This window comes from Psychrobacter sp. DD43 (genome assembly GCF_904846555.1).
GTDB classification, from domain to species: Bacteria; Pseudomonadota; Gammaproteobacteria; order Pseudomonadales; family Moraxellaceae; genus Psychrobacter; species Psychrobacter cryohalolentis.
Window position 1 is genome coordinate 86,717 of the sequence record NZ_CAJHBE010000007.1, and the last position, 25,931, is coordinate 112,647.

The window sequence follows — 25,931 nt, forward strand, 5'->3', positions numbered from 1 at the left end:
GTTTACTTTGAGACTTGACGGCATTGCCCAACTTAAGGATAAGCAGGTACAAAGGTCAAATTGCGCTAATTGTAGCAAAAACTGCCCACGATTGGGCAATTTTCATGCGCCTATTACAGTGACTGCTTAGCCTTTGTAACTGGCAAACAAATCATATTCACTAGCATCGTCGATAGTAACCGTTAAGAACTGCCCAACTTTGACGTGAGCGTCAATATCATCGACATAGACATGACCGTCAATCTCTGGTGCGTCAGCATAGCTACGGCAAATCGCAACACCTTCTTCTCTATCAATTTCGTCGACCAATACCATCAAGGTTTTGCCAATTTTCTCTTGCAGTTTTTGGGCTGAAATATCTTGCTGTAACGTCATCAAACGCTCGTAACGTTCTTGCTTGACATCTTCTGGCACATGATTTGGCAAGTCATTGGCAACCGCACCTTCAACTTCTGAATAGGTAAAGGCACCAACGCGATCAAGACGGGCTTCTACCAACCAATCAAGCAAGCATTGGAAATCTTCTTCTGTCTCACCAGGGAAGCCAACAACGAAGGTTGAGCGAATGACGATATCAGGGCAAATCTCACGCCATGCATGGATACGCGCCAAGGTGTTTTCGCTGTGCGCTGGACGCTTCATTGCTTTTAGGATGCGATGGCTGGCATGTTGGAATGGAATATCAAGATAAGGCAATAATTTTTTCTCGCCCATTAATTCTACGACTTTATCTACATGCGGATACGGATAAACATAGTGCAGACGCACCCAAATACCCAAATCGTTTAACGCTTGGCATAAGTCATAAAATTTTGACTTCAGCGGCATACCATTCCAAAAGCTGGTCTTATATTTCAAATCTAGACCATAAGCAGAAGTATCTTGCGAGATAATCAATAGCTCTTTCACGCCAGCATTTTTCAGCGCCAGCGCTTCATTCATCACACTATCAATCGGACGCGACACCAAATCTCCGCGTAAGCTTGGAATAATGCAAAAAGTACAACGGTGGTTACAACCTTCTGATATTTTTAGATAAGCATAATGGCTAGGCGTTAATTTGATACCTGCCTCATTAATCAAATCTATTTTTGGATCGTAACTCGCATCCAAACTGCGGTCCGGCTTAGGCACATGCAGCGAAACGGCTCTAATCACTTCATCGTAAGCGTGTGCGCCGGTTACTGCTAATACAGCAGGATGCATTTCACGGATTTTATCGGCTTCTTTACCGAGACAACCCGTCACAATCACTTTACCGTTTTTACTAATCGCTTCACCGATGGCATCGAGCGACTCTTGTACTGCTGACTCGATAAAGCCACAAGTATTGACTACGACTAAGTCGGCACCTTCATAGTCACTGGCAACTTGATAACCATCACGGCTAAGCTCAGTGATAATGCGCTCACTATCGACCAAGGCTTTTGGACAACCTAGAGACACAAATCCAATCTTTGGTGCGGCATTGACAGGGGCATTGGTCGTTGCTGTTGTCGTTTTAGCTGAAGCTGCTGAAACTACCTCGCTGCTTTGTTCGACACTACGATTTTGATTATGATTGGCTTTATGATGGTAAGGTTGAACACTGTCCGTCGAGCTTTGCGCAGGCATTGCTGTCGGCTTAGCAGGATTAAAGAGAGTGGCAGTGTCTTTTGGTATAGAAGCTGGCTGTGAAGGGGCTATAGTCGTATTAACGGACTCGGTAGAAATATTGGGCATGGCTAACCTTGCTAGAGATAAATTGGCTGTGCGCATTGTACGTTTTTTTTACAAAAATCGCCAGTTTTGCCGCCCTATAGTGTTGATTTATGGTTAAATATTATATCGAGCCTCTATTTATCTAGGTATTACTCATGACCGCTGATTTTATAAGCACAAAACCAACGCCTGACTTAACCTTTATATCGCAGCATTTGTTCACGGCTATCTTGTGGGTCAATGATGAATTGTCTATTACTTGGCTAAATGCCCAAGCTGAGCAGCTACTGGCGATCAGTAGTGGACGATTGCTTAATCAGTCGGTGTTGATGCTGCTTGCGCCCGAAGAGTTGAAAACCAAAAGCAGCACACTTATTGACAGTCCAAAAGACAAAACCTGCTCTTTGACTGAACGCTTTTTTCAAGCGAAGCAGTATCAACAACCTTTTATTGACCATGACCATCTGATAAACAGCCCATTAAATGGCAACTTATCACTCTCGATTGACTATAGCGTGACCCCTGTTATCTATCAGCAGCAAAATTACTTTATTATAGAGATATGGGGCAAAGACCGCCAAAGTCGCATCTCAGAAGAACAGCGCCAACAGCAGCAATACAATGTTGCGCGTCATATGCTGCGCTCGGTTGCTCATGAAATCAAAAATCCGTTGGCTGGTATTCGCGGTGCCGCGCAATTATTGCAGCGTCAATTTATCAAATTTAGTGAGCGCTCTTTTAATACTCACACTACTGATACTGACTACCCTAGCCTTATATCGAGCCCGACCTTAAACCCTGATAACCATCTACAGAAAACCACTGACAAATTACGCAGCTATACCGACATCATTATCTCAGAGACAGATCGCCTCACTCAGCTGATTGGGCAGTTTCTTGGTTCCAATCAATTACCACATTGGCAAATGCTCAATGTTCATGAGCCAATAGAGCATGTTTTGGCATTGATCATCCATCAATATCCGCAAGTTTTATTACAGCGTGACTATGATTTATCGTTACCTGAACTCTGTGCTGATAAAGACCAGTTGATTCAAGTCTTCTTAAACTTAATTAATAACGCTTGCGAATCCATGACGGAATTTGCACAAACACTGCAGCAAAGCGTGCCAGCCGTATCCAGTCAATTAACATCAGATATTCCACTTAATAATCTTGATTTTGACGATGGCTATCAACCCAAACTCCATATTCAAACACGTGTTGCCTTTCAACATACGATTGCTGGGCAGCAACATAAACAAGTACTACAAGTTGCTATCACCGATAATGGTTCTGGCATTCATCCTGATATCATTGGGCAGATATTCTTCCCAATGGTGACCAGTCGCGCGCTAGGAACTGGGCTTGGTTTATCCATTGTGCAAGATATTATCAGCCGTCATCATGGTATGATTGATGTCAGCTCTACTCAATCGCAGGGCGCCAGTACAAATACTAATGTCGATAATAAAAACAGCCATTATAGTCAGACCCGTTTTACTCTTTATTTGCCTTTTCATCAGCCAATTGCTGAAAATTAATGCCTTCACCTCAATTCTTCTCACTGCTTATTAGGCTAAATACATGACCCAGTATAATGACACCCAATCTCTTACAAGCAATGAGCGAACACCAATGGTCACGGTCAATAACAACCCTGATAATGAGCTTGCTACTTTATGGCTCATTGATGATGATGCGGCGCTGCGTATGGTGCTTGCAGATACTTTTGAAGACGCTGGATTGACAGTTATCAGCTTTACCCAAGCACAAGCAGCGTGGACACGCCTCAATGATATTCTAAAATCGTCAGAGTCAATCGCCTTGTTACCTGATGTGATATTGACCGATATTCGTATGCCGATGATGGATGGTCTATCCTTTAGTGACTGGGTACACAAGCACTTTCCTAAGCTTCCGATTGTCATTATGACAGCGCATTCAGACCTTACTTCTGCCATTAGCAGCTATCAGACTGGTGCATTTGAATATCTACCCAAGCCGTTTGATTTAGATGATGCGGTCGCAACGATTTATAAAGCCATTAATTATCAGCCGAATCTAGTCATATCAAACCATTCAATCGAGTCTAATACGAATGTAAGTGCTGATACCAAAGAACAGCCTGTGAACAAATCAAATGCAGCCAAATCAGCTAGAAAAATCCCTAAAGCTGCTGAAAGTAAAACTCATGAAAAACCCAAACCCCAAACTAATAACAATCCAAGCGGCATCATTGGTCAATCACAAGCCATGCAAACGGTATTTCGTGCCATTGGTAGACTTGCGCACTCACCGATTACCGTTTTAATCACTGGTGAATCAGGTACAGGTAAAGAGTTGGTCGCTAGCGCCTTACATCAGCACTCACCGCGAAACAATAAAACCTTTATTGCACTAAATATGGCAGCAATTCCCCATGATTTGATTGAGTCTGAATTGTTTGGTCATGAAAAAGGCGCATTCACTGGCGCCACAACTTCACGCCAAGGTCGTTTTGAGCAAGCAGATGGCGGCACGTTATTTTTAGATGAAATCGGCGACATGCCTTTTAGTACCCAAACGCGGCTGCTACGAGTGCTGGCAAACGGTGAGTTTTTTCGCGTGGGTGGTCAGCAGCCCGTCAAAGTAGATGTACGCATTATTGCCGCTACCCATCAAAACTTGGAAGAATTGGTCAAACAAGGCAAATTCCGTGAGGATCTATTTTATCGCCTGAATGTCATTCGCCTGCCATTGCCGCCCTTACGGACTCGCCGCGAGGACGTACCAGCATTAACCACTTATTTTATGCAGCGCGCTGCTGAGCAAATGAATACGGCACCAAAACAGCTACATCCGGCAGCAATGCAAATGATGCAATCTTTTGAATGGCGCGGTAATGTCCGTCAACTTGAGAATGTCTGTCTCTGGCTGACAGTAATGGCGACTGGCGACACCGTTATGATCGATGACTTGCCTCCAGAGTTGCTCGAAAACATCTCCTCTACTCTAGACAATCAACAGCATCATATATCCTCACAAGACGCTATTGAAAATAATTATCTACAAAGTCAGGATACTTTTGGTACCCAAAGCTGGCAACAAGCTTTAGCTATTTGGGCGAAGCAGTCACTACAAGCTGGCGCAACCGATATTTTACAGACAGCAACACCTGAGTTTGAACGGGTCTTGCTAACCGCAGCGCTCCATCATAGCGGCGGCAAAAAGATAGCTGCTGCCAATTTACTTGGCTGGGGACGCAATACGCTGACACGTAAATTACAACAGCTGAACCTTTCATCATATCAAGAGTAATATTAGTGTGAATAAAGTGATAAAAAATATGAATTAAAAAATCAATAATATCAATTATTTATGATATTCAGCAAAAAAAATGGCTAAATAATTAAAAATAAGTGCAAATAGGGCTTGCCAAACTATTCAAACTCTATATAATAGCCAACCACTGAGACGCACTACCGAATCAGTTATTTATCTCGATGGGGTTTGAATATCAACACCAAAGATGATAAGGTAACGAAAATGGGGCTGTGGCGGAATTGGTAGACGCACCAGATTTAGGTTCTGGCGCCGCAAGGTGTGAGAGTTCGAGTCTCTCCAGCCCCACCATTTTCGGATAGTACATCTTAGACCAAATATTAAAGCCTGCTTTTAGCAGGTTTTTTTGTGTCTGGGATTTACTAGATTTATCCTTTCAACCTTAGTTATTGAGTTCGGTTACCTTGCCATATTCCATACTTTCTAAATCTAAAAGCATCTCATTCATACTCTGATACCTTTTCTCTATCTGCTTCGCCAATGCCTTATCAATAACATCCTGATAGCGACTATATTCTAATGGCAAGGTCGGAACAGACTGTTGGCAATGTTGTGTCGCCCAATCAATCATTGGATCACTACTTTGAGCATCAATGGCAAATGGTCGCTCGCCGACTAATATCTCATACAACATAATCCCAAAAGCGTATATATCGCTTTGAACCGTTGAGCCATACCCTTGCCAACGCTCAGGAGCAAGATAGGCAGGCGTGCCAGCAATATTTGCTACACTGGGCTGACAAAGAGTGCGCGCTAAAGCAAAATCCGTCAATAATAAATCAAACGTGATACGGCTATTATCCGCATTATTTGGCAAAAAACCTTCTAGCAAAATATTACTGGGCTTAATATCATTATGTAGCCAGCCGATATTATGTAAATGGTAAATAAGATTGGCAGATTGTAGGATAAATTGATTCTTTTGTGCATGTGTTAATAATAAATGCTTTTGAGCGCTCAGCTGATTTGCCAAGCTGCCATTTGGATAATAAGGCAGGACAAGGATAGTCAGCTGTTGCAACTGCGCTAATATTTTCGAAGTAATATTTTCATAAAACAATAGTGGTGGTACGATAGCGGAAAGGCTATTTTGAAGATTATTTTGATTATTTGATAAGTTGTTTATAGATGTTAGGACGTCAGCTTCATAGATCAAATCAGACAGGTCTTGATGAGCATTAGCATATAACTGCCATTTAATCATTACGCGCCCAAACTGCGAGTGTTGGGCACGCGTTAAACCTTGATAATCAAATTCACTACCATTATGTTGCTGACTGAGTCGTTGATGCGAGATCTCGCTATAATTTAGGCTGAAAAAGAATGCCGTTAATACTGGCAGGATTTGCTGCGCTTGCACTCGTAACGCTTGTTTTGCATCTGCTTGTACTACACGAGGAATACTGGCACTATTTTTCATGGTAAAGTGATGCCTTTATATATCTAGTAAGCCAAACGTCATTGTAATTTTTATAAGCGACTGATTATTATGCCCCAATCTACTAAGCCCGTTATGAATTATGCTCTGCCAGACCATTTATTAGATCTGCTCAGTCAGTATCTGCAAGAGCAGGTCACGCCAACTATTGAGATTGATCCTGCGCAGCTGGCTTATCGCTGGGTCGGTGGGCAGACTGGACATTTAGAGCCGTTGGCAGTTAATTTGTCTTTAAATTTAGATGACTTACATGGTATCGACACGCAAAAATCAAAGCTGGTACAGAACACGCGTCAATTCCTCAAAGGCTATCCTGCCAATCATGTCTTAATGACAGGGACACGCGGCGCTGGTAAATCATCGCTGATTCGAGCATTGCTTCAAGCCTATCATGATGAAGGTCTGCGCATTATCGAAATTGCCCGAGACGACTTACGGATGCTTGATAAAATACGGGCAGCGATTAAAGCCTTACCAGCTGACTGCAAATGTCGCTATGTGGTGTACTGTGATGACTTGGCATTTAATGGTCAAGATGAAAGCTACCGCACCTTAAAAAGTGTGTTAGACGGCTCGCTGGATTCAGAGCAAGACAAATTATTGGTTTATGCAACCAGTAACCGCCGCCATCTACTACCGCAGCTCATGAAAGACAATGTTAATATTTATAATGGTCAAACCGATGAGGTTAACCCTTATGAGACCATTGATGAGACGGTGTCTTTATCTGACCGTTTTGGTTTATGGCTGTCCTTTCATCCAATGGATCAAAACACGTATTTATACATTGTGCATCATTATTTATCTATTCAGCAAAAAACTGATGCTAAAACTAGTCATGATGACATGTACGGTGATGCAGCAAATAAAGGTGCAGACAGCATTGATGAGTTACCCACCCATATCAGATCAGCCGCATTACGCTGGGCATCAGAACGCGGTGGACGCTCTGGTCGAGTGGCGTATCAGTTCAGTCGTTATTGGATAGGACAGACCCAATTGGCAGCTGAAGACAGTCAGTCTTAAAAACTCATATCATGTATTTTTATGGTCGCGTGCAGAGCCTAAATACTGTACGCGACTGCCTATATTATCACCCACTTCTTCCGCTGTTCCATTCACCAGATATTGGTCAAAATCTGCTGCCAGCCATAGATTACCTTGGTAAACACTTTCGGTATCCAATCGAATATGCGCCATATTTGGCGTACTGCTATTTGGATTATCAAAGCTCTGATAACGGGCGCTAAAATGAGTGAGAATTAAGTTCTTAAGCCCATTGTTTTGGGCAAATCGACCCAATAACTGCGCGCTACTATGCATTGGATCAAAATCTGGATTTTTTGCCTGAATCTTATTTAATACTTCATGAGTATATGTAGCTTCATGAACGAGTAAATCCGTATCGACTATAGCATTGTTAAGACACTCTGGCGTATCGTTATCTCCAGCCACCACTACCCTTGTATGCTGACTCTCATTATCGACATAATCTGTTGAACGAAGCTTGCGACCGTCTTCGGTTATAACGTCTTCGCCCTGTTGCAGTCTGCTCCACAGCGCGCTGGCTGGAATATTATCTGCTATCAGCTTGTTCTTATCAAGGTGGAGACGACTTATCGTCTGGGTGATACCAAAGCCATAAGAGGGAACGCGATGCGATAACGGCGTGATACCAATCTCAAGCTGATGTTGATTGTCAAAGCGGATAGTTACCTGAGCTTTATTTTTACTATCTTGCTCAGATAGCAAATCTTCTATCGCCATAAAGTTAATAGGAAATGGAAAGTGCAATTCGGTAGTCAAAATAAGAGCATCAAGCAGTGTGGCAATCGCTTTTGGTGCAAGCAGTATCAGCGGCGCAGTACGTCCTGACATTGCCGCACTCGCTAACAACCCCGGCAAACCATAGCAATGGTCGCCATGCACATGAGTAATGCAAATCGCTTGTAACTGATGTAAAGATAACTTGGTATGTAAAAGCTGATGCTGCGTACCTTCACCGCAATCAATCAATAACCACGGCCGTGATTTCTTGTTTTGCCGTTGATTTGTCCCTGAGCTATAAGGGTTGAGGCACTCGATGGCAAGCGCCGTTACATTACGTTGCTTGGTTGGCACACCTGCTGCGGTACCCAAAAAAGTGAGTTTTAGCATCGCTTATCTCTCCTGGTTATCATTACGAGCCATTATGACAACTGACATATCATGGTTTTTTTGCCTTCAATCATCTGTCCACCATTTGCCGTACATTCATTGACCATATTGGATTCATACGACTTCCAGCCACCATAGAAGCTGGCAATGCATAGAATCACTACCAACAGTTTTTGTGACCATGCTTTAATAGAAACTTGCTGACTATTCACATTATTATCAAACTCATTAAGTAGTTGTTCATTAGCACTGTTGGTATGGTCGGTATTATTCGACTTATTCAAATCTGTCATTTTTCATCCTAAAAAAAGGGTTTGTCTATAAATAAACAAAGCCCTTTATTGTTATATTAAATCAATAATTAATAATAAGCGTCGCACTTAAAACCGTAGACGACCGCCCTTTTCTTCTGCACGCTTAAAGGCATCACGTTCTTCACAACGCTTAAGCCAAGTTAAGATATTGGTATATTTACTACTGTCTAAACCTGCGCCTGCATTGGCACCGACCACAGCCAGATGCATCTGAATATCAGCGGCGCTAAATTCTGCTCCGGCAAACCAATGGTTGTCTTGTAAATGCTGCTCCATCATATCGAGTATGGCAGTCAAGCTTTTGCTTATCATGCTTTTTTCGACTTGCTTTTTGATGCTTTTACTCACAGGTTTAATCAGCATCGGCGACTGCTCAACCACTTTAGTAAATACCAAACGCATGACCAACGGTGGCATCACTGATGCTTCGGCAAAGTGTAGCCAAAGCGTATAGGCCTCCCACGCCGCTTCATTATCATCAGCAGGCTTAAACTGCTTTTCTTTATCATAGTGCTTTAATAGATACTCGATGATAAAGCCTGACTCAATCAGCACACGACCATCGACCTCTAGCATCGGTGCATGACCGAGCGGGTGTATTTGCTTTAAACTGTCAGGGGCACGGTACGCTTTGTTACGCTGGTAGCAGGTCAGTTGGTAGTCGGCATTCAGCTCTTCTAATAGCCATAAGATACGAAATGAGCGTGAGTTTGCCAAGTGATGAAGGTGTAGCATAAACCATCCTTATAATAAGTTTTTAGTATTCAATAGCAGATTTTATAAGTCAATTCTTCAATATTCTGTTTAAATAAAGGAGTTTAATAAATCAAACAACCCGATTTAAGTCAATAATAATGCTTGATAATAACTCACTTACTGTTTTTATTATAGCTTTACTATGTAGCTTGACTTATCAAACCACTTTTATCGGGCCACACTACTTATCATTACATCAATAACTACTTTGAATCTAACGCTTGGATTTTACGCGTGATTTTATCTATTCGCTGTTGGTATTTCCTGATTTTACGAAAACGGTGCGCCTTTAATACCCCTTCTATACGATGGTCGATAAAACGGCGACGCGGTGGAAAACTCCCAATTTGCGGCTCTCGGTAACCATGCAAATGATTGTCACGGCGTCGGATAAGAAAGCCTTTCATGCTATCAGCAATCATAATAAACAATGCCAGTGTAATCATGCCATACATGAATAACGAGCCTCCTTCATCCAGACTTTGATTCAACACAGTAATAGATAATACAAATAGCAGCATAGGCTCTATGTAGCTGAGCGCGCCAAATAGCGACACTGGCAGCTTACTACTAGCAACCATAGTCAATGACATGGCAAGCGCACTAAAAGCGCCTAGCAGCGGCAATATGTACCAAAATTTGGTATTTTGCGCCGCCACACTAAAGCCGCCGCTGCTATAAAGCATAATCAGCACCACTGGCGTCAGTAACGTCAAATCTGATAACAGACCTGTAATAGGCGGCACAGCAAGCTTACGACGTAGCAAATAATAAGGCGGATAACCCAAGCATGCAAATGCGGTTACCCAAGATATACTGCCATATTGCAATATATCATAGCCGATACCGAGCGCAGCACATATCGCTGCTAACCATTGCAAAGCACTCATATGTTCATGATAGAAAAAACGCCCAATCACAATCATGACCAACGGCAATAAAAAATAGCCCAAGGTCACATCAAGACCAAAGCCATTGACCGGTCCCCACATAAAAAGCCAAATCTGCCCACCTAAAATCGGGGTTGGCAGTACAAAAATAATCCACTCTTTTGGCGTCTTTAATGTTTTGAGATAATCAAATACATGCTGCCACTGTTTTGTAAGACTGACCAATAGCACTAGGCTCAGGAGCATCATCAATACACGCCACGAAGCCACCTGCGTACCCGTTAATGGCAGCATAAATAGCCCAAATAGAAACATCAAAGAAAACAAAAAACTTGATGATACTGAAGCCAAAGTTCCCTGAACGGTCTGATTGGTCGTAAGCATAACAACAGCCTTAAAAAACAGAAAAAAAACAAAGCCTCCAACGATAACGTTAGAGGCTTTTTTTATAAAAGGTAATAAAAGAATAGACCAAAAAGCTAACTAATAAAAGCGTTATTCGTCAGTGTCAGTTTCTGTATGACTAGTATCATCAAAGTCTGTCTCTGTAGCATCACTATTCGCCGCATCAACATCCATCTGTTCTTGACCTTTTACTTCAAACGTTCCATCTTCTCTCATTGCATCAATCAGCTCATTGTTACCCTCTTCGTGCTCAACACGCGCCATAGCAACCAGCTTTTCATCTTTTGATAAACGAATCAGCGTGACACCTTGGGTATTACGACCAGAGCTTGCTACATGCTCAACTGGGGTACGTACTAAAGTACCTTTGTCTGAGATTAAAATAATATCGTCTGTAGAGTCCACCTTGGTAGCACGAACCAGCGCACCATTACGCGTGCTAGTTTTAATAGCGATAACACCGCCACCGCCACGATTTTGGGTGTTGAACTCATCGATAAAGGTACGTTTACCAAAGCCATTTTCACAAGCAATCAGAATCTCGCGGACATCATCTTCGATAACAACCAATGATTTGATAAACTCATCAGTAGCCAGACGCATACCACGGACGCCTTTTGCCGTACGACCCATCGCACGAGCATCAGTCTCATTAAAGCGAATCGCTTTACCACTTGACGCAAATAGCATGACTTCTTGGCCACCATTGGTGATACGAGCACTCACCAATTTATCGCCTTCTTCCAAGCCAACCGCAATCAAACCGTTCGAGCGAATATTGGCAAACTGTTTCAGCTCTACCCGTTTTACCGTACCATTTGCCGTTGCAAAGAATACAAAAGGCGGCTCTGCTTGCGTGCTGTCGTCTAATAGATCATCATCATTATCTACTGGAGCATCTGCTGATGTTTCGCCTTTGACCGATAACTCTTCTACTATTTTTGGAATAGGCAATATCGTTGTGACCGTTTCATCAGCATTTAAGCCAATCAAATTCACTAATGGACGTCCACGGGCACCGCGGCTGGCGATAGGCACTTCAAAACCACGTAAACTAAAGACGCGACCTGTATCAGTAAAGCACAGTACGGTTGCATGCGTTGAAGTCACAACTAAGTGATCAATCACATCGTCCTCTTTCATCGCCGTCGCTGATTTGCCTTTACCGCCACGTTTTTGCGCGACATAATCATCAATGGGCTGCGTTTTCGCATAACCAGTACGTGATACCGTCATCACAACCGTTTGCTCTGGGATCAAGTCTTCACGGTTAAAGTCCATACGCGAATCAATAATATCGGTGCGACGCTCATCACCAAAATTATCACGGATTTCAATCATCTCGTTTGAGATAATGGTCATTAGCTTATCAAAATCACCAAGAATAGATTCTAAATGGGAAATTTCACGCAACAAGTCTTGGTATTCTTCGGTTAATTTATCTTGCTCAAGACCAGTTAGGCGATGCAGCTGCATGTCTAAAATCGCATTTACTTGCTCAAGCGATAAGCGATAGCTTTCTTGATTATTAATCAGACCAAACGGCGCTTTTGGATCTTCGCCTTCGATAAAGTCAGGACGTACCGACTGGCTGCCTGCAGCGGTTAGCATCGCTACAACACTGCCTGAACCCCAGATATTACTGAGTAAGTTTTCACGAGCCAAGCCGCGGTTTGCAGAGGCTTTAATTGTCGCAATAATCTCATCAATGTTCGCTAGTGCAACGGTCAATCCTTCAAGCAAATGACCACGGACACGGGCTTTATTGAGCTCAAAAATGGTACGGCGCGTTACCACTTCTTGGCGATGGCGTACAAATGCTGCAATCAGCTGGCGTAAGGTCAATAGCTTCGGTTGACCATTGTCAAGCGCCACCATATTGATACTAAAGCTCGATTCTAGCGGCGTTTGCAGGAACAAGTTGTTAACGATCACTTCCGCTGTTTCGCCACGACGTAAATCAATAGCGATACGCATGCCGTCTTTATCAGACTCATCACGAATCTCGGTAATACCTTCGATTTTTTTGTCACGCACAAGTTCTGCAATACGCTCAATCAGCTTGGCTTTATTGGTTTGATAAGGCACTTCGGTGAAAACAATACGCTCACGGTCACGGTTGACACCCGTCTCACTCATCGGCTCAATAATATATCGACCACGTACATGCAAGCGACCTTTACCAGTACGATAAGCATCTAAAATACCCGCACGACCATAGATAATACCGCCCGTTGGGAAGTCAGGACCTGAGATATGCGACATCAACTCTTCGGCAGATATTTGCGGATTTTCAGCATAAGCTAAGCAAGCGTTAATCACTTCAGTTAGATTGTGCGGCGCCATATTGGTCGCCATACCAACTGCAATACCGGTTGCACCGTTAATCAATAAGTTAGGAATACGCGCAGGCAAGACGCTTGGCATACGCTCAGAGCCATCGTAGTTGTCTTCCCAATCAACGGTATCTTTATCCAAGTCAGCAAGCATTTGGTGGGTCAACTTGGTCATACGCACTTCGGTATAACGCATCGCTGCCGGAGGATCATCATCAATTGAGCCAAAGTTACCTTGACCATCAACCATCGGGTAACGCAAGCTAAAATCCTGTGCCATACGTACGATGGCATCATAGACGGCACTATCGCCATGTGGGTGATACTTACCAATGACATCGCCGACCACACGTGCAGATTTCTTGTAGGCTTTGTTATAGTCATTAGACAATACATGCATCGCATACATCACACGGCGGTGTACTGGTTTGAACCCATCACGCACATCAGGCAGCGCGCGCGAGACGATCACGCTCATCGCATAATCCAAATAGGACTGCTTTAATTCGTCCACAATGGCAATAGGACTGACCGATTCGCTCATATACACTCCCTCACTCACATCTACTCTCTAGCATTGGCATATCTAAGCCATAATGGGCAACAATAACGGCACCAAAGCGCCGTTATATAATAAATACAGTGACCATCAAAAAAGGCTTAGCAATCATTCAAATCTATAGAGAATTAGCGATAGTTTTAATGTTGAATAAAAGAAGCTATTTTAGCACAAATTTGTTGATTTAGGGGGTTCTAGGTGCTATTAAAATCAAGCAAAACAGTTCAGTAATTGCTACTTTTTGCATCAATTACCATGATTCAAAAACCTTTCCCAACAGCATTGATATCACTGGCTAATTTTGCCATTGATATATATAAAGACCGTTTTTTAGCAATACCATTTAACGCCCACTTTTTTCAAATAGCGCGTCATCAGAGTTGGGTGTTAATGCAATTTAAAAACAATCCTAAAAAGACGTCAACGCTAGATTAGCGCCCTGCTTTATTGTACGATACGCCACCATACATCCTCCGATATAGACAACTCTTTATGCCAACCAATCCTCAATATATTAATAATAGCGATGCGGTAGACTCTACAGAAAATGTGACAGTACAAGCGTTAAAAGAAGATGTGCGTACTGACCGCAGCTTTGATGCGATTGCCGATCATTTTGAGAAAAAGGTCTATGGTGGCTTAAAGGGAGACATTCGATTAGCAGTATTGCGCCGTGATCTTTTTGAATACTGCGCGCAGATGAGCAGCACTCTTGGGCGACCTTTACGTATTTTGGATGTAGGCGCAGGGCTTGCGCAAATTGCGATTGAGCTTGCGACTCAAGGACATACACTGGTCATCAATGATATCTCAGCCAATATGTTAGAGAAGGCCCAAGAGCGCGCTGCACAAAGTAGTGCAAAAGATGAAAAATTGAATATTACGTGGTATGTATGCCCCTATCAAGAGCTTGAAGAAAAGCTGGCTGACAAGACGGAGAAATTTGATTTAATCATGTGTCATGCGCTACTTGAATGGTTGGCAGAGCCTGCCGCGGTAATGGACTTTTTTGACCAGCAATTATCCGATAATGGAGCATTATCGCTGTGCTTTTATAATCCAGCGAGTTTTGATTATCGTAACTTGATAATGGGTAATTTTAACTTATTAGATAACACTGAATATAAAGCCGACAATAAAAAGAGCCTAACGCCCAATCATCCGGTTGCAAAGGAAGAGGTTGAAGCTTGGCTACAGGCGCATGAGTATCAGACTCTGATCGCCAGCGGACTGCGCGTATTCCACGATTATTCGCCACTAAAACGTGGTGGGCATAACGATCCTGAAGCGGTCATACGTATGGAGTTACGTTACTCGCAACTGGATCCCTATAAGTGGCTTGGGCGCTACTTACATCTACTAGCGACGCGTGTCTCTTTACAACTTTAATATCGTGCGTCCTTTCGGTAAAGACAACTTAATAAACGCTATCATATGTCCTCAAACCGCTCTGACCTATCGTACTCCGACCACGTGGTGGCGTTGATGTCTTTTTCATCAAATACCACCACATGCTCGAGTATAGGCAAGATACCGATTTGGGTGCCGACTTCATGATTATGATGACTGGCGACCAATGATAATACCGTTTGACCATCATCCAGTTGCAAGCGATAGAGATAATTGGCACCGCGAAATACCCGACCAACCACTAAGGCAGTCTGCGTACTGTCATCATCATGGATAATGTCATCGGGACGCACCAATACCTTAATCGGCGTACCATTCGGATAGTCGTATTCACAATACTGCGGCTGACCGGACGCATCGTAGACTTCCATCCGTCGATAAATATCACCAAGCGCCGTCTCAACATGACCTTCTTTGATGATGCCGTCTATCATCGCGCCTTCACCGACGAACTCAGCGACAAACGGGCTGACCGGTTCATGATATAGCTCACTTGGGGTTGCCCACTGTACTAGCTTACCTTTATGCATGACCCCGACTTTATCAGCGAGCGCAAACGCTTCATTTTGATCATGAGTGACCAAAATAGCAGTGGTATTGGTACGTTTGAGGATATCACGAACATTCATGGCCAGTGACTCACGCAATACCACATCCAAGTTCGAAAACGGCTCATCGAGCAGTAATAACTTAGGCTTTGGAGCCAATGCACGAGCCAATGCCACCCGCTGCTGCTGTCCACCTGAGAGCTCGCTTGGGCGTTTATCGGCATGTTCAGACAATTCTACCAGCGCTAGCATCTCAGCAACACGGGCTTTTTTGTCGGCAGCAGACCATTTATTGAGACCAAAGCCGATATTTTTTGCCACGCTTAAATGACCAAATAGCGCATAGTCTTGAAATACCATCCCCATGCCGCGCTTGGCAGGCGCAACAGCAAATGAGAGTCGCGCTGCTTGCTCTGTCAGCCGCTGATTGTTAAGCGTGATTTTGCCGCTACGACTCTCTTCTAACCCTGCAATCGCTCTTAATGCCGTGGTCTTACCACAGCCGCTATAACCTAAAAAACAACCAATTTCACCTTGCTGTAGGTTCAGTGACAAACCATTGACCACTATGGTGTCGTCATAGCCAACCACCAAATCTTGTACACTAAAATACGGCTGAATGCCGGTAGTATCATGGTGCTGAACGAAAGTGCTATCTAAACTAGCAACACCTTGTCGTAATTCTCTTTCCGCTACAGCTTGAGCCATTTGCGCTTTGGTTATGATAGTCATAGGTGGCTTTTTCACGTTACTTTGTCGTGCTTTACTCTGAGGCTCTACAGAATCAGAGTCTGCTGGATTTATTGAATCGTTCATCAAGTCAGTATACATAGACAGTACCAATAAGCTATTAGTGAAGAAAATCCAGCGTCACAACATTCAAAATATTAGACGTTAAAAACATGAAACTTTAAAAGTGTGAATAACGTGAGAAGCACCAATTAGAATCCGTTGATCATTTAAGCACAATATTTTAATTAAAAAATACGTTAACCCTGCTTATCGCTTTGACGCAGTAATATCCAAACAGGAATAAGACCGACCAATACAATCAACAAACTTGGCAATGCAGCGCGACCCCACATGCCTTCACTGGTCATCTCAAATACCCGGACGGCCAGCGTATCCCAACCTTGACGCCGCGTCATCAAAGTAATCGGCATCTCTTTCATCACTTCGACAAAACCCATCAACAAACCCGTTAATACCCCTGGGCTCAATACGGGCAACATCACTTGTCGCCAGCGCTGAAAAGGACTATCGCTAAGCAACTTAGCAGCTGCTTCTTGATTGACGGTCAAGCGCTGAAGCTGACGGTCTACCGGCTGAAAACTGACCGTCATAAAACGGGTCGATAGAGCCAGCAGCATCACGATCACACTCCCAGATAAAAACTGCGTGGAGGTTATGCCATAAGCAATCAGCTGATTATCCAGCCACGCAATCGGAATAAAGATCCCGACCGCTAATACCGTACCCGGCACCACATAGCCCAAATTGGCTAAAGTAGTCATAAGCTTAGTAGATTTGTCCGGATATTGACGCTTAATCCACGCAATCATAATCGCTAAGACCGCAATAAACGCAGTGGTAATACTAGCAATCATGAGGCTGTTGGTAACAAAATCAATATAGCGGGCATCAAAATCTTGCTGAAAATTTGCCGCTGTCCAATAGATAAGCTGTGCAAACGGGATCAAAAACGCGATCAAAAATACCAGCGTACAAAGCAGCGTCATAGCAAGCTTAGCTGGTTTACTGACTTCAAAACGTTGGCTACTACCTTGGGTAATAATATTACCGCGTTTTGCTTGCCAATATTGTTCAAACAAGACAACGATGAAGACCACACCAATTAATAGTGCTGCCAACTGTGCCGCTGTCGTCAAGCTAAAAAACCCAAACCAAGCTTTATAAATGGCAGTAGTAAAGGTATCAACATTGAATACTGACACCGCGCCAAAGTCTGCTAGCGTCTCCATACTTGCCAGTAGCAAACCACCGATGACCCAAGGTAATGCTTGCGGTAATGCCAACCGAAAAAACACTCGACCACGACTTAAGCCAAGCATCTGCCCAGCTTCAATAGCTCGCCTACCTTGAGATAAAAAGGCTTGGCGCGCCAGCAAATAAACATAAGGATAAAAAGCCAATGACAAGATCAGCCCTGCACCCCAGACGTTACGTACCGACGGAATGGCAGTCGTAACCCCAAAATCTCTTAATGCGGTTTGTAATGGTCCACTAAAATCAACGATACCAACTGTGACAAATGCTAAGACATAAGCTGGCATAGCAAGCGGCAACATCAGCGCCCACGAAAAAAACCGCTGTCCAGGGAAGCGGTACATACTCGTAAGCCATGCCAATGCCGTGCCAATCGTGCCAGAAATTACTGTGACCATTAATAGTAAAATAGCCGTATTTTTGAGGACTTGCGGCAATACGTACTCACGCATATGCCCCCAAATATCAGCGACGGGCTGTGTCCATGACAATAACACGATTAAAATCGGTACTAGCATAAACAACGAAATCAGTCCTAAGACTGATTTCGAGATGATACGTTTACGGGTAGCATGGTCTTGGCGAATAGATTTACTCGTATTGCCTGTCTCATTACTTTCATTGACAGTATTGTTCTGACTTGCAGACGATTCTGGCATTGTTATCATAAGTTGTTACCGTGTCATAAGCATCATAACTCTATTAAATAACTGACAGATTAAATGACTGGCAGACTTTTATTTATAGCCTGCTTTGTCCATCATTTGAATAGCTTGGGTTTGTAATGCACCAAATTTCTGTACATTGATATCGTCTGGTTTGAACTGACCCCAAGATCTAAGCATCTCTGACTCATCAATCCCAACTTTGACTGGGAATTCTTTATCAGCGCTAGCATAAAGACCTTGTGCGTCATCAGAAGACAACCATTCCATCAGTTTCAATGCGCCATCTGCATTGTCTGAACCCGTTACTACGCCAGCACCTGAGATATTAACGTGCGTGCCTGTCGTACCTTGGTTTGCCCAAAATATTTTTACTGGGAAATCAGGCTTTTCATCAAGCAGGCGACCATAGTAGTAGCTATTGGCAATACCCACTTCACACTGACCAGCAGCGATAGCTTCTAGTAGATTGGTATCATCACTGAAAACATCAGTAGCTAAGTTAGCAACCCAACCACGGATGACCGCTTCTGTTTTTTCAGCGCCTAAATGCTCCATCATGCTCGCAACCAATGACTGGTTATAAACCTTTTTCGAGGTGCGTAGACATAATTTGCCTTTCCACTTTGGATCCGCCAAATCTGCATAAGTGGATAATTGATCAGCGCTTACTTTACTTGGGTCATAAAAAATCGTACGGGCGCGCAATGACAAACCTGTCCAGCGACCTTCTGGATCACGATACTTAGCCGGTACATTTGCTTCCAAAACGCTAGAAGCAACAGGTTGCAGTAAACCTTGCTCAGCCGCTTGCCACAAGTTACCTGCGTCAACTGTCAAAAGCATATCGGCTGGGGTATTCTGACCTTCAGCTTGCAGACGCGCCATCAGTGGACCATCTTTGTCTGTAACCAGCTCAACCTTCACACCCGTCTGTTCAGTATAACGATCCAACAATGGCTTGATTAGCTGCTCATTACGTGATGAGTAGATAGTCACTGTCTGTCCATCAGCACTCGCCGCGTTGTCTTTTGCTACTTCTTGCTCAGTGCTTGGCGCTGGCGTTTCGGCATCAACACTTTCTTCTGGCGTCGATGATTTACTACAGCCAGCAAGCGCCAACATCATGCCAAATACGGCAACTGGTAAAGTAAGTTTAGCAGAAGATAAATTTGCACTGATTACATTCAATGACATGGTTTTCCCCATAATAGCGCGGCAGATAGGTAGGATAAAAAGACATTAAAAATCATGGATTGATAGGATTAAAAAGGCCCTAATGTCTGGAAAGCATATACTAATGGAAATGATATTAATTATCAATACATTTATTTAGCCCGATTATTTAGTTAAATAATCGACAATTCATGCTGTATATAGTGGTTTTTTAATGGGGTTTTGATGCCGTTGTAATGAATCTTGCCGCATTTCCAACTAAGACTTATACCAGTTATTATCTTACAATAGCCATTGCCCCAGAATAGCATTGACTGCCGCTTCGGTGCGCAATATTCGTGCACCGATATGTACCGCTTGGCAGCCTTGCCTTGCAAGCAGCTCAACTTCATAATCAATCCAGCCTCCTTCTGCACCGATAAAAACCATGCTTGGTAGTATCGATTTCTGAGGTGATTCAGAGCTTTCTAATTGTTCTTGCACATATTGTGAAAACGATAATTCCGCATAAGGGTGAGCGACAATAGCTCGATTGGTGATTAAGTTTGCCAACTCATCTTCAACAAAGGGCTTAAAGCGTTTTTGCAAACTGATACGCGGCGCGACGGTATCAACGCCTTGTTGCAGACCTTCTAATACGAACTCATCAAGGCGACTCAGCAGCGGGCTTTGCCAGTAGCTTTTTTGCGTACGATAGCTATTAATCAAAATAATATCGTGGACACCAAGCGCGGTCATATCCATAATCAGCCGGCGCAATACTTTGGGGCGTGGCAATGCCAACACTACCGTGAGGTTAAGTTTAGGCGGCGATACTGTTGCTAAATTGACATCACTTAGCAAAATACGCTCAGGCGTCATATCAGCAATGATAGCGCTGCCAAGATTGCCTTCTAACTGCCCAATTTTTAGGGTGTCGCCTACTTTCGCTCCCAGAACTTGGTTAACATGCTCAATTTGTGCCACTGCATTGATATGTGCAGATTTATTAGAGAAGCTTGCAGCCGGTAATAAGATACAGTTCATAGTGGCTCTTAATTTAAATCTTGGCTAACGTTTTGAAGAGCATGCTGCTCGATGACTTTTTCTATCATCGATAATTGACGACTCAATACGGCTTGCTGCTGATCGGTCATCCGCACGCCTGCTTGTCCTGCTTGCTTAGCCAACATTAAATGACTCAGCCAATATTTTAGTTGTTGATAAAGGAGTGTCTCATCATCGGCAGAATTTTGGTTTTCGTTCGCTTGTTCAGTATTATCCATAGCCTGATAAAAAGGGTTGTTTGGCTGATATAACGCCCCAACGCTTGCTAATTTATCCACGACGCTTTGGCAAGATTGCGTATGAACACCCATTAATACCGGTGTCGCCACACTTGCCGGCTCAACTGGATTATGTCCGCCCACCTCGACCAATGAGCCGCCAACCACTGCTACATCGGCAAGAGCATACCAATTCATCAACTCACCCATGCTATCCGCCAGATAGACTTGGGTAGTTATGTCGATAGCTTCTGCTGCACTGCGCCGTGCCATGGTCAAGCCTGAATTTTGAATCAGCGCTGCCACTTCATCAAAACGCTCTGGATGGCGCGGAACGATAATAAGTAGCGCTTTTGCCAATGCAGGGTTTGACAGTAATTGCTGCTGCCATGACAGTACCGTATTCTCTTCACCACCATGAGTGCTTGCTGCCACCCAAATTGGACGATTGACCACGCCCAAATCAATCGCCGTCACACTCGTTTTTTTTGCTAACTCTGTCTGCTCGCTATTTAAAATATCGACATCGATAGTCTTGTCATCATCTGGCTCAGACACATTAGACAATTTAGGCGTATTAATGACCCACTTTAGCGAGCCTGCTACACGGATTTGGGCGCTATGCGCACCCAATTGTCGAAAGCGTTTGGCGGAGTCATTATCCTGCGCAATGATTAAACTCAAATTTTTCATCATGCTGGTGCTGACTGCGCCAATTTTTTGATAGCTTTTAAAAGAGGATGCGGACAGTCGCCCATTCACCAAGATACTTGGCATATGATGCTCAGATAATTTGGTTAAGATGTTTGCCCATAGCTCTGTTTCTACAAATAAGGCAGCAACAGGTTGTACATGAATCAAAAAGCGCTCAATCACCGCCGGACTATCAACTGGCACATAACTGTGACTCAATCGACCTTGCGCAATGTCTTCTGCAAATCGACTGGCACCGCGCGCAAAACCAGTCTGGGTAGTATTGGTCAGCCATATCCGATAACCACGAGACAATAGTGCATCCAATAATGGCGTAATGGTATTGGTTTCTCCCAAAGAGACCGCGTGGCACCAGATGGTTTTATTTCGCTTATTAACATTGATGCTACTGTTTAAATCCGCAGCTGGCAGATACGTTTCTGTGGCTATAGGAGGCGCAGGATAACGCTTACCAAAACGCTGCTCGACTTCTTGCTTATAATTATCCCGCGCATGCGAGCGGCGCCATACCTGCAGGCGATATAACGGCTTTAATAAGCTTATGCCGACTTGATAATATACAGGCGGATTATATACCGCTTGGCTTTGCAGAGGCTGTGCCTGAATAGAAAGATTTTTTGAGGTGTCAGAAGATGGCATGCAAAAGCCCAGATAATTAATGGAGCAGATAATAGGAGTCGCGCACAAAAAACGCACCAATTCTACCTGAATTTATTGCCAAACAATACGTTTTTAAATTCAAGGATGTTGGTCATCGTTTTTTAGACCAAAATAATAATGAGTAAGGCTATTACGATAATGACTGCAAACAGTAGCTGATAGCGCTTAAGGCTATGCTGCTCTTGCTTTTGGGTGTTGATTAACGTTTGTGCTTGTTGCCACTGACCGACCAAGCTTGCCGCTTCGATGTGCCCATTTTCTGCCGCTTGCTCGAGCCAATATTTACCGACCTTAAGGTCTTGCGTAACCCCTACGCCTTGATAATACATTTTACTCAGTAAGCGCTGAGCGCGGCTGTCATTTTTACTTGCCGCTTGTTGCACCCATTCAACCCCAGCCTCTATACCAGCGACTTTATCAGCGCCTTCGTTTGCTATCAGACCTTCGCCGAGCAGCTCATACATCGCCAAGCGCAACATCGCAGCACTGTTTCCTGCATTTGCAGCGTCTTCTAATCCTAGCAGGGCCTGCTGCTTTGCTTGCTGATGCGCCTCTGAAAAGACGACTTGCTTACGGGGTTTTTCTTGCTTGGCAATATGACGTTCAAACTGATCTAAAACCTTGCACGCCTTCTCATATTCAGTTTCGCCCGTGGTCTGTGTTACTTCTATCTCATGTAGCTCTGTTAATAGTTGGCTAAAAATCTCTGGCGTGGGTGGTTTTTTTGCGACTGCCGTGGTTTTTACTGGTTCTACTATAGGTGCTGCCGTTGCGTTTGTTATTTCTATATCTTCTGCTAATGGCATTGATGTAATTGTAGTAGCTGCTGTAGACGATACATTACCCGCTTTGTCATATGAAAGTTGATTTGTCGCCATGTCTATGGACGACTTACTATTCGAATAAAAGGATGTGCTACTATTTTCAGGGCTTACTTTCTCAATAAATGCCTTTTCATTTGCTGTTTGAGTGTTTGGTTTATCTGCTATGGTCGTATTAACCAAATGAGGCTGATGATTTACAGATTTTGGCAATCTGTCACTAACGGCTTGGTATAAGCCGCTAGCGACTTCACCACCTTGCGCCGATTTAAACGCGCGGTCGATATGACCAAATAAACGCATCCCTATCGGTTCTAAAGCAAAGAAAAGCGAGGTATTAGCTTTATCACTGCTATCTTTGGTATTAACATCAGTATCAGCGCCATAAAACATTGCCATATGTTGATAAAAATCATCGGTCGTCAGTACTAATTCAGGATAGCGGGCATCTAGCTCAAACTGACCAAACCAACGCGGCGATTGTTGCCATTGCTGTGCTAATACTCGTCCTGCATAAAACGCCAAAAATACCATAAAATTACGATAGCGCGCATCTTTTAATAACGTTGCTTCATCCCAAATGCTTGTTTTGACCATATCGCGGCGTATCTGAGACAGTAACGTATCTATGCGCTGTAAGCTTGCCAGCGATTCATCCAAACCACAGTGATGCAAATCCACTTCGTAAGCGATACCGCCTGCGACAGCACGCCTTACCAAAAAATCTTGCCAATAACCTGTTGCAATATAATCAAGGGGCGTTAAGGGCGATGCAGACATAAGAAACGCGTATCCTTTAAAAAAGTAAATTAATCATAGAGGCAATGAACTACAGGCAGTTATGCAAAATATAGTGCATACCTTAACTTAAAATATGTAGGGCTACAATAATGGACTAAATAAGCGTATCACATTATCAAACAAGCGTTCAGCCTTATGACGCCGTTGCCACTCATCCAAGGTTAAAAAACGACAGCTTTGTAAATACGAATCTTGACAAGCGGCAACTTGCGCGACCATTTCAGGCGTATAAATCGCCAAACTGACTTCCATGTTCAGGTAAAAGCTGCGCATATCGATATTGACGGTACCAAATATACAATAATCGTCATCTATAACTACTGTTTTGGCATGCAGCAGACCACCCTTAAACAGAGCAATGCTAACGCCCGCTTCTAACAACTCTTGGTAATACGCTTGCGAGGCGTGCTGAACTAAGAATGAATCAACCTTTTCAGGGATAATCAGCGTAACTTTGACCCCGCGCTTGGCTGCCGTCACTAGCGCGCCTGACAAAGCTTCATCCGGTACAAAATACGGCGTTGTGATACAAATACAGTGATTAGCACGATGTAAAACGGTTACTAAGGTATTATAAATAACGTGAGCGGTCACTTGTGGCGCTGAAGGAATCAGCTGCGCGACCACGCCTTTTACCACCGGCATCTGCGGAATCACTGTCGACATCGCACCAGTACAGGGGTTTTCTACATTTTCTAGCCCATCATCCAATACTTTGATGCGACTATTGATGTCATTAATCGTCGGATTGCGCACATATAGCTTACGTGTGTAGCTGTTGACTCGTTGATGCAGCGCATCTAGATTGTCACTGTTTTCCGCCCCGATATCGGTCACCACCACTTTTGCCATTGCAGTCGCAATGCTAATGTCATTATCACTGACACTGCGTATCGCTACATCAATCCATTCACCGACGTCTTTATTCTGCTTAAAAAACTTAGGATCAACCAAATTAAAGCTACCGATATAACCGATATAACCGATATAACCGATATAACCATCAATAACCACGATTTTACGATGATTACGCAAATCTGAACGCTTAAATAACGTTTTAAACAACCCTACTGGCAATGACTGATGGACAAAAACGCCTGCTTTTTCTAATTTTCGATGGGCTTTACTGTTAAAAAAACTAAAACTCCCCACACTATCAATCAGAATATGACACTCAACTCCGCGTTGAGCGGCTGCCATTAACGATTCTATAACATCAAGCACCTGCCCCTTAGGATAAATAATATAAAACTCCATCAAGATACTGCGCTGAGCGGCATTGATGTCATCAATCAAACGTTTAAAAATAATATTGGCGTGTGTCAACAGTTGCATATCATGGTTTGAGAATACCCCAAACCCTGTCCAGCGCGTACCGATATGACTGACCCCACGGTAATGAGTCGGCAATACCTCTTGCCCTTCGTCAAACACCAAGCGCTCCCGTTGTGCCATCTCATTCATCAGTAGTCGCGCTTGATCCATTCGCTGGCGATAACGTCGACCTATCATCGGCTCACCCACCAGCACATAGGCAATCAAGCCAAATACGGGCAAAGTAAACAAAACCGCTATCCATGCAATTGCCACCCCAATATTGCGCTGTACCGAGACAATACGCAACGTCATCACAATCATAAGAATAATATGAAATATCAGACCTAGCCCAGCAAAGTCTGTCCAAGACCATGCTGCCACTTGCTGCTCAGTAGTAGATAAAGCTTCTATTGTTTTCGCCTCCAACTGGTAATAGCACAATATAATCAAATACAACCAATCAAGTATAGTAGCTTTTATCCGCCGCGCAATAGGTAACTATTCGTTGACTAGGTAGTTGTCATATGGGCTATCACATCATCTAGCCATACTCTCAAAAGCCTTTTTAATAATCATTTTTTAAAAAATGTAAAATAGTGTTTGACAGCCATGTGTAAATCTATATAATACACACCCACAGCAGCAGAGCTTAGTGACAAACTTAGAG

General features: G+C 43.5%; 18 protein-coding genes and 1 tRNA gene. 5 read left to right on the forward strand and 14 right to left on the reverse strand.

Annotation, left to right across the window (positions count from 1 at the left end):
• Positions 1–126 precede the first annotated feature (126 nt).
• The gene (gene rimO / locus JMX89_RS05710) at positions 127–1,722 is read right to left on the reverse strand and encodes a 30S ribosomal protein S12 methylthiotransferase RimO (protein WP_201531222.1); all 1,596 of its coding nucleotides are present in this window, start codon (positions 1,720–1,722) and stop codon (positions 127–129) included.
• A 134-nt stretch (positions 1,723–1,856) separates the two neighbouring features.
• Between rimO and JMX89_RS05715 the strand changes: the two genes are divergently transcribed.
• The 3 genes from JMX89_RS05715 to JMX89_RS05725 all read left to right on the forward strand — a co-directional run bounded on the left by JMX89_RS05715 (position 1,857) and on the right by JMX89_RS05725 (position 5,316).
• Entirely contained in the window at positions 1,857–3,245 is a 1,389-nt protein-coding gene (locus tag JMX89_RS05715) for a two-component system sensor histidine kinase NtrB (RefSeq protein WP_201531221.1), read from the forward strand.
• Positions 3,246–3,288: 43 nt separating this feature from the next.
• On the forward strand, positions 3,289–5,001 hold the full coding sequence (locus JMX89_RS05720) for a sigma 54-interacting transcriptional regulator (RefSeq protein ID WP_201531220.1): 1,713 nt from the start codon (positions 3,289–3,291) through the stop codon (positions 4,999–5,001).
• 230 nt (positions 5,002–5,231) lie between these two features.
• Positions 5,232–5,316: transfer RNA gene (locus JMX89_RS05725), tRNA-Leu, on the forward strand.
• Positions 5,317–5,407: 91 nt separating this feature from the next.
• Here JMX89_RS05725 and JMX89_RS05730 read toward each other — a convergent pair.
• Positions 5,408–6,445, reverse strand: coding sequence for a serine/threonine-protein kinase (locus JMX89_RS05730; RefSeq protein ID WP_227673021.1), 1,038 nt, complete (start codon positions 6,443–6,445; stop codon positions 5,408–5,410).
• 69 nt (positions 6,446–6,514) lie between these two features.
• On the opposite strand from JMX89_RS05730, the gene JMX89_RS05735 reads away from it, so the two are divergent.
• The gene (locus tag JMX89_RS05735) at positions 6,515–7,489 is read left to right on the forward strand and encodes an ATP-binding protein (RefSeq protein WP_201531218.1); all 975 of its coding nucleotides are present in this window, start codon (positions 6,515–6,517) and stop codon (positions 7,487–7,489) included.
• A 9-nt stretch (positions 7,490–7,498) separates the two neighbouring features.
• On the opposite strand, the gene JMX89_RS05740 is transcribed toward JMX89_RS05735, so the two are convergent.
• The 5 genes from JMX89_RS05740 to gyrA all read right to left on the reverse strand — a co-directional run bounded on the left by JMX89_RS05740 (position 7,499) and on the right by gyrA (position 13,865).
• A complete protein-coding gene (locus JMX89_RS05740) occupies positions 7,499–8,620 on the reverse strand; it encodes a ribonuclease Z (protein ID WP_201531217.1) in 1,122 nt (373 codons plus the stop codon).
• 32 nt (positions 8,621–8,652) lie between these two features.
• Positions 8,653–8,913: a hypothetical protein gene (locus JMX89_RS05745; protein WP_201531216.1), complete on the reverse strand. Its 261-nt coding sequence runs from the start codon at positions 8,911–8,913 to the stop codon at positions 8,653–8,655.
• A gap of 87 nt (positions 8,914–9,000) precedes the next feature.
• Positions 9,001–9,669, reverse strand: coding sequence for a glutathione S-transferase (locus JMX89_RS05750; protein WP_201531215.1), 669 nt, complete (start codon positions 9,667–9,669; stop codon positions 9,001–9,003).
• Between the two features lie 224 nt (positions 9,670–9,893).
• Positions 9,894–10,964: an EamA family transporter RarD gene (gene rarD, locus JMX89_RS05755; RefSeq protein ID WP_201551093.1), complete on the reverse strand. Its 1,071-nt coding sequence runs from the start codon at positions 10,962–10,964 to the stop codon at positions 9,894–9,896.
• A 111-nt stretch (positions 10,965–11,075) separates the two neighbouring features.
• Positions 11,076–13,865 carry a DNA gyrase subunit A gene (gyrA, locus tag JMX89_RS05760; RefSeq protein ID WP_201551094.1) on the reverse strand — a complete coding sequence of 930 codons (2,790 nt, stop codon included), beginning with the start codon at positions 13,863–13,865 and terminating at the stop codon, positions 11,076–11,078.
• Positions 13,866–14,372: 507 nt separating this feature from the next.
• Here gyrA and JMX89_RS05765 point away from each other — a divergent pair.
• Positions 14,373–15,269: a methyltransferase domain-containing protein gene (locus JMX89_RS05765; protein WP_201531212.1), complete on the forward strand. Its 897-nt coding sequence runs from the start codon at positions 14,373–14,375 to the stop codon at positions 15,267–15,269.
• Between the two features lie 41 nt (positions 15,270–15,310).
• Here the strand turns inward: JMX89_RS05765 and JMX89_RS05770 are convergent, their stop codons facing one another.
• The 7 genes from JMX89_RS05770 to JMX89_RS05800 all read right to left on the reverse strand — a co-directional run bounded on the left by JMX89_RS05770 (position 15,311) and on the right by JMX89_RS05800 (position 25,690).
• Positions 15,311–16,570: an ABC transporter ATP-binding protein gene (locus JMX89_RS05770; protein ID WP_413786624.1), complete on the reverse strand. Its 1,260-nt coding sequence runs from the start codon at positions 16,568–16,570 to the stop codon at positions 15,311–15,313.
• A 257-nt stretch (positions 16,571–16,827) separates the two neighbouring features.
• A complete protein-coding gene (locus JMX89_RS05775; protein ID WP_201531210.1) occupies positions 16,828–18,513 on the reverse strand; it encodes an ABC transporter permease in 1,686 nt (561 codons plus the stop codon).
• Between the two features lie 69 nt (positions 18,514–18,582).
• Positions 18,583–19,707 (reverse strand): Fe(3+) ABC transporter substrate-binding protein, encoded by a 1,125-nt coding sequence (locus tag JMX89_RS05780; protein WP_020443822.1) that lies wholly within the window; start codon positions 19,705–19,707, stop codon positions 18,583–18,585.
• A 261-nt stretch (positions 19,708–19,968) separates the two neighbouring features.
• Positions 19,969–20,712, reverse strand: a complete 744-nt coding sequence (locus JMX89_RS05785; RefSeq protein ID WP_201531208.1) for a 16S rRNA (uracil(1498)-N(3))-methyltransferase — start codon at positions 20,710–20,712, stop codon at positions 19,969–19,971.
• 8 nt (positions 20,713–20,720) lie between these two features.
• Entirely contained in the window at positions 20,721–22,304 is a 1,584-nt protein-coding gene (locus tag JMX89_RS05790; RefSeq protein WP_201531207.1) for a 3-deoxy-D-manno-octulosonic acid transferase, read from the reverse strand.
• A gap of 122 nt (positions 22,305–22,426) precedes the next feature.
• A complete protein-coding gene (locus tag JMX89_RS05795) occupies positions 22,427–23,926 on the reverse strand; it encodes a tetratricopeptide repeat protein (RefSeq protein WP_201531206.1) in 1,500 nt (499 codons plus the stop codon).
• A gap of 102 nt (positions 23,927–24,028) precedes the next feature.
• Positions 24,029–25,690 (reverse strand): cardiolipin synthase, encoded by a 1,662-nt coding sequence (locus JMX89_RS05800; protein ID WP_201531204.1) that lies wholly within the window; start codon positions 25,688–25,690, stop codon positions 24,029–24,031.
• Between the last annotated feature and the right edge of the window lie 241 nt (positions 25,691–25,931).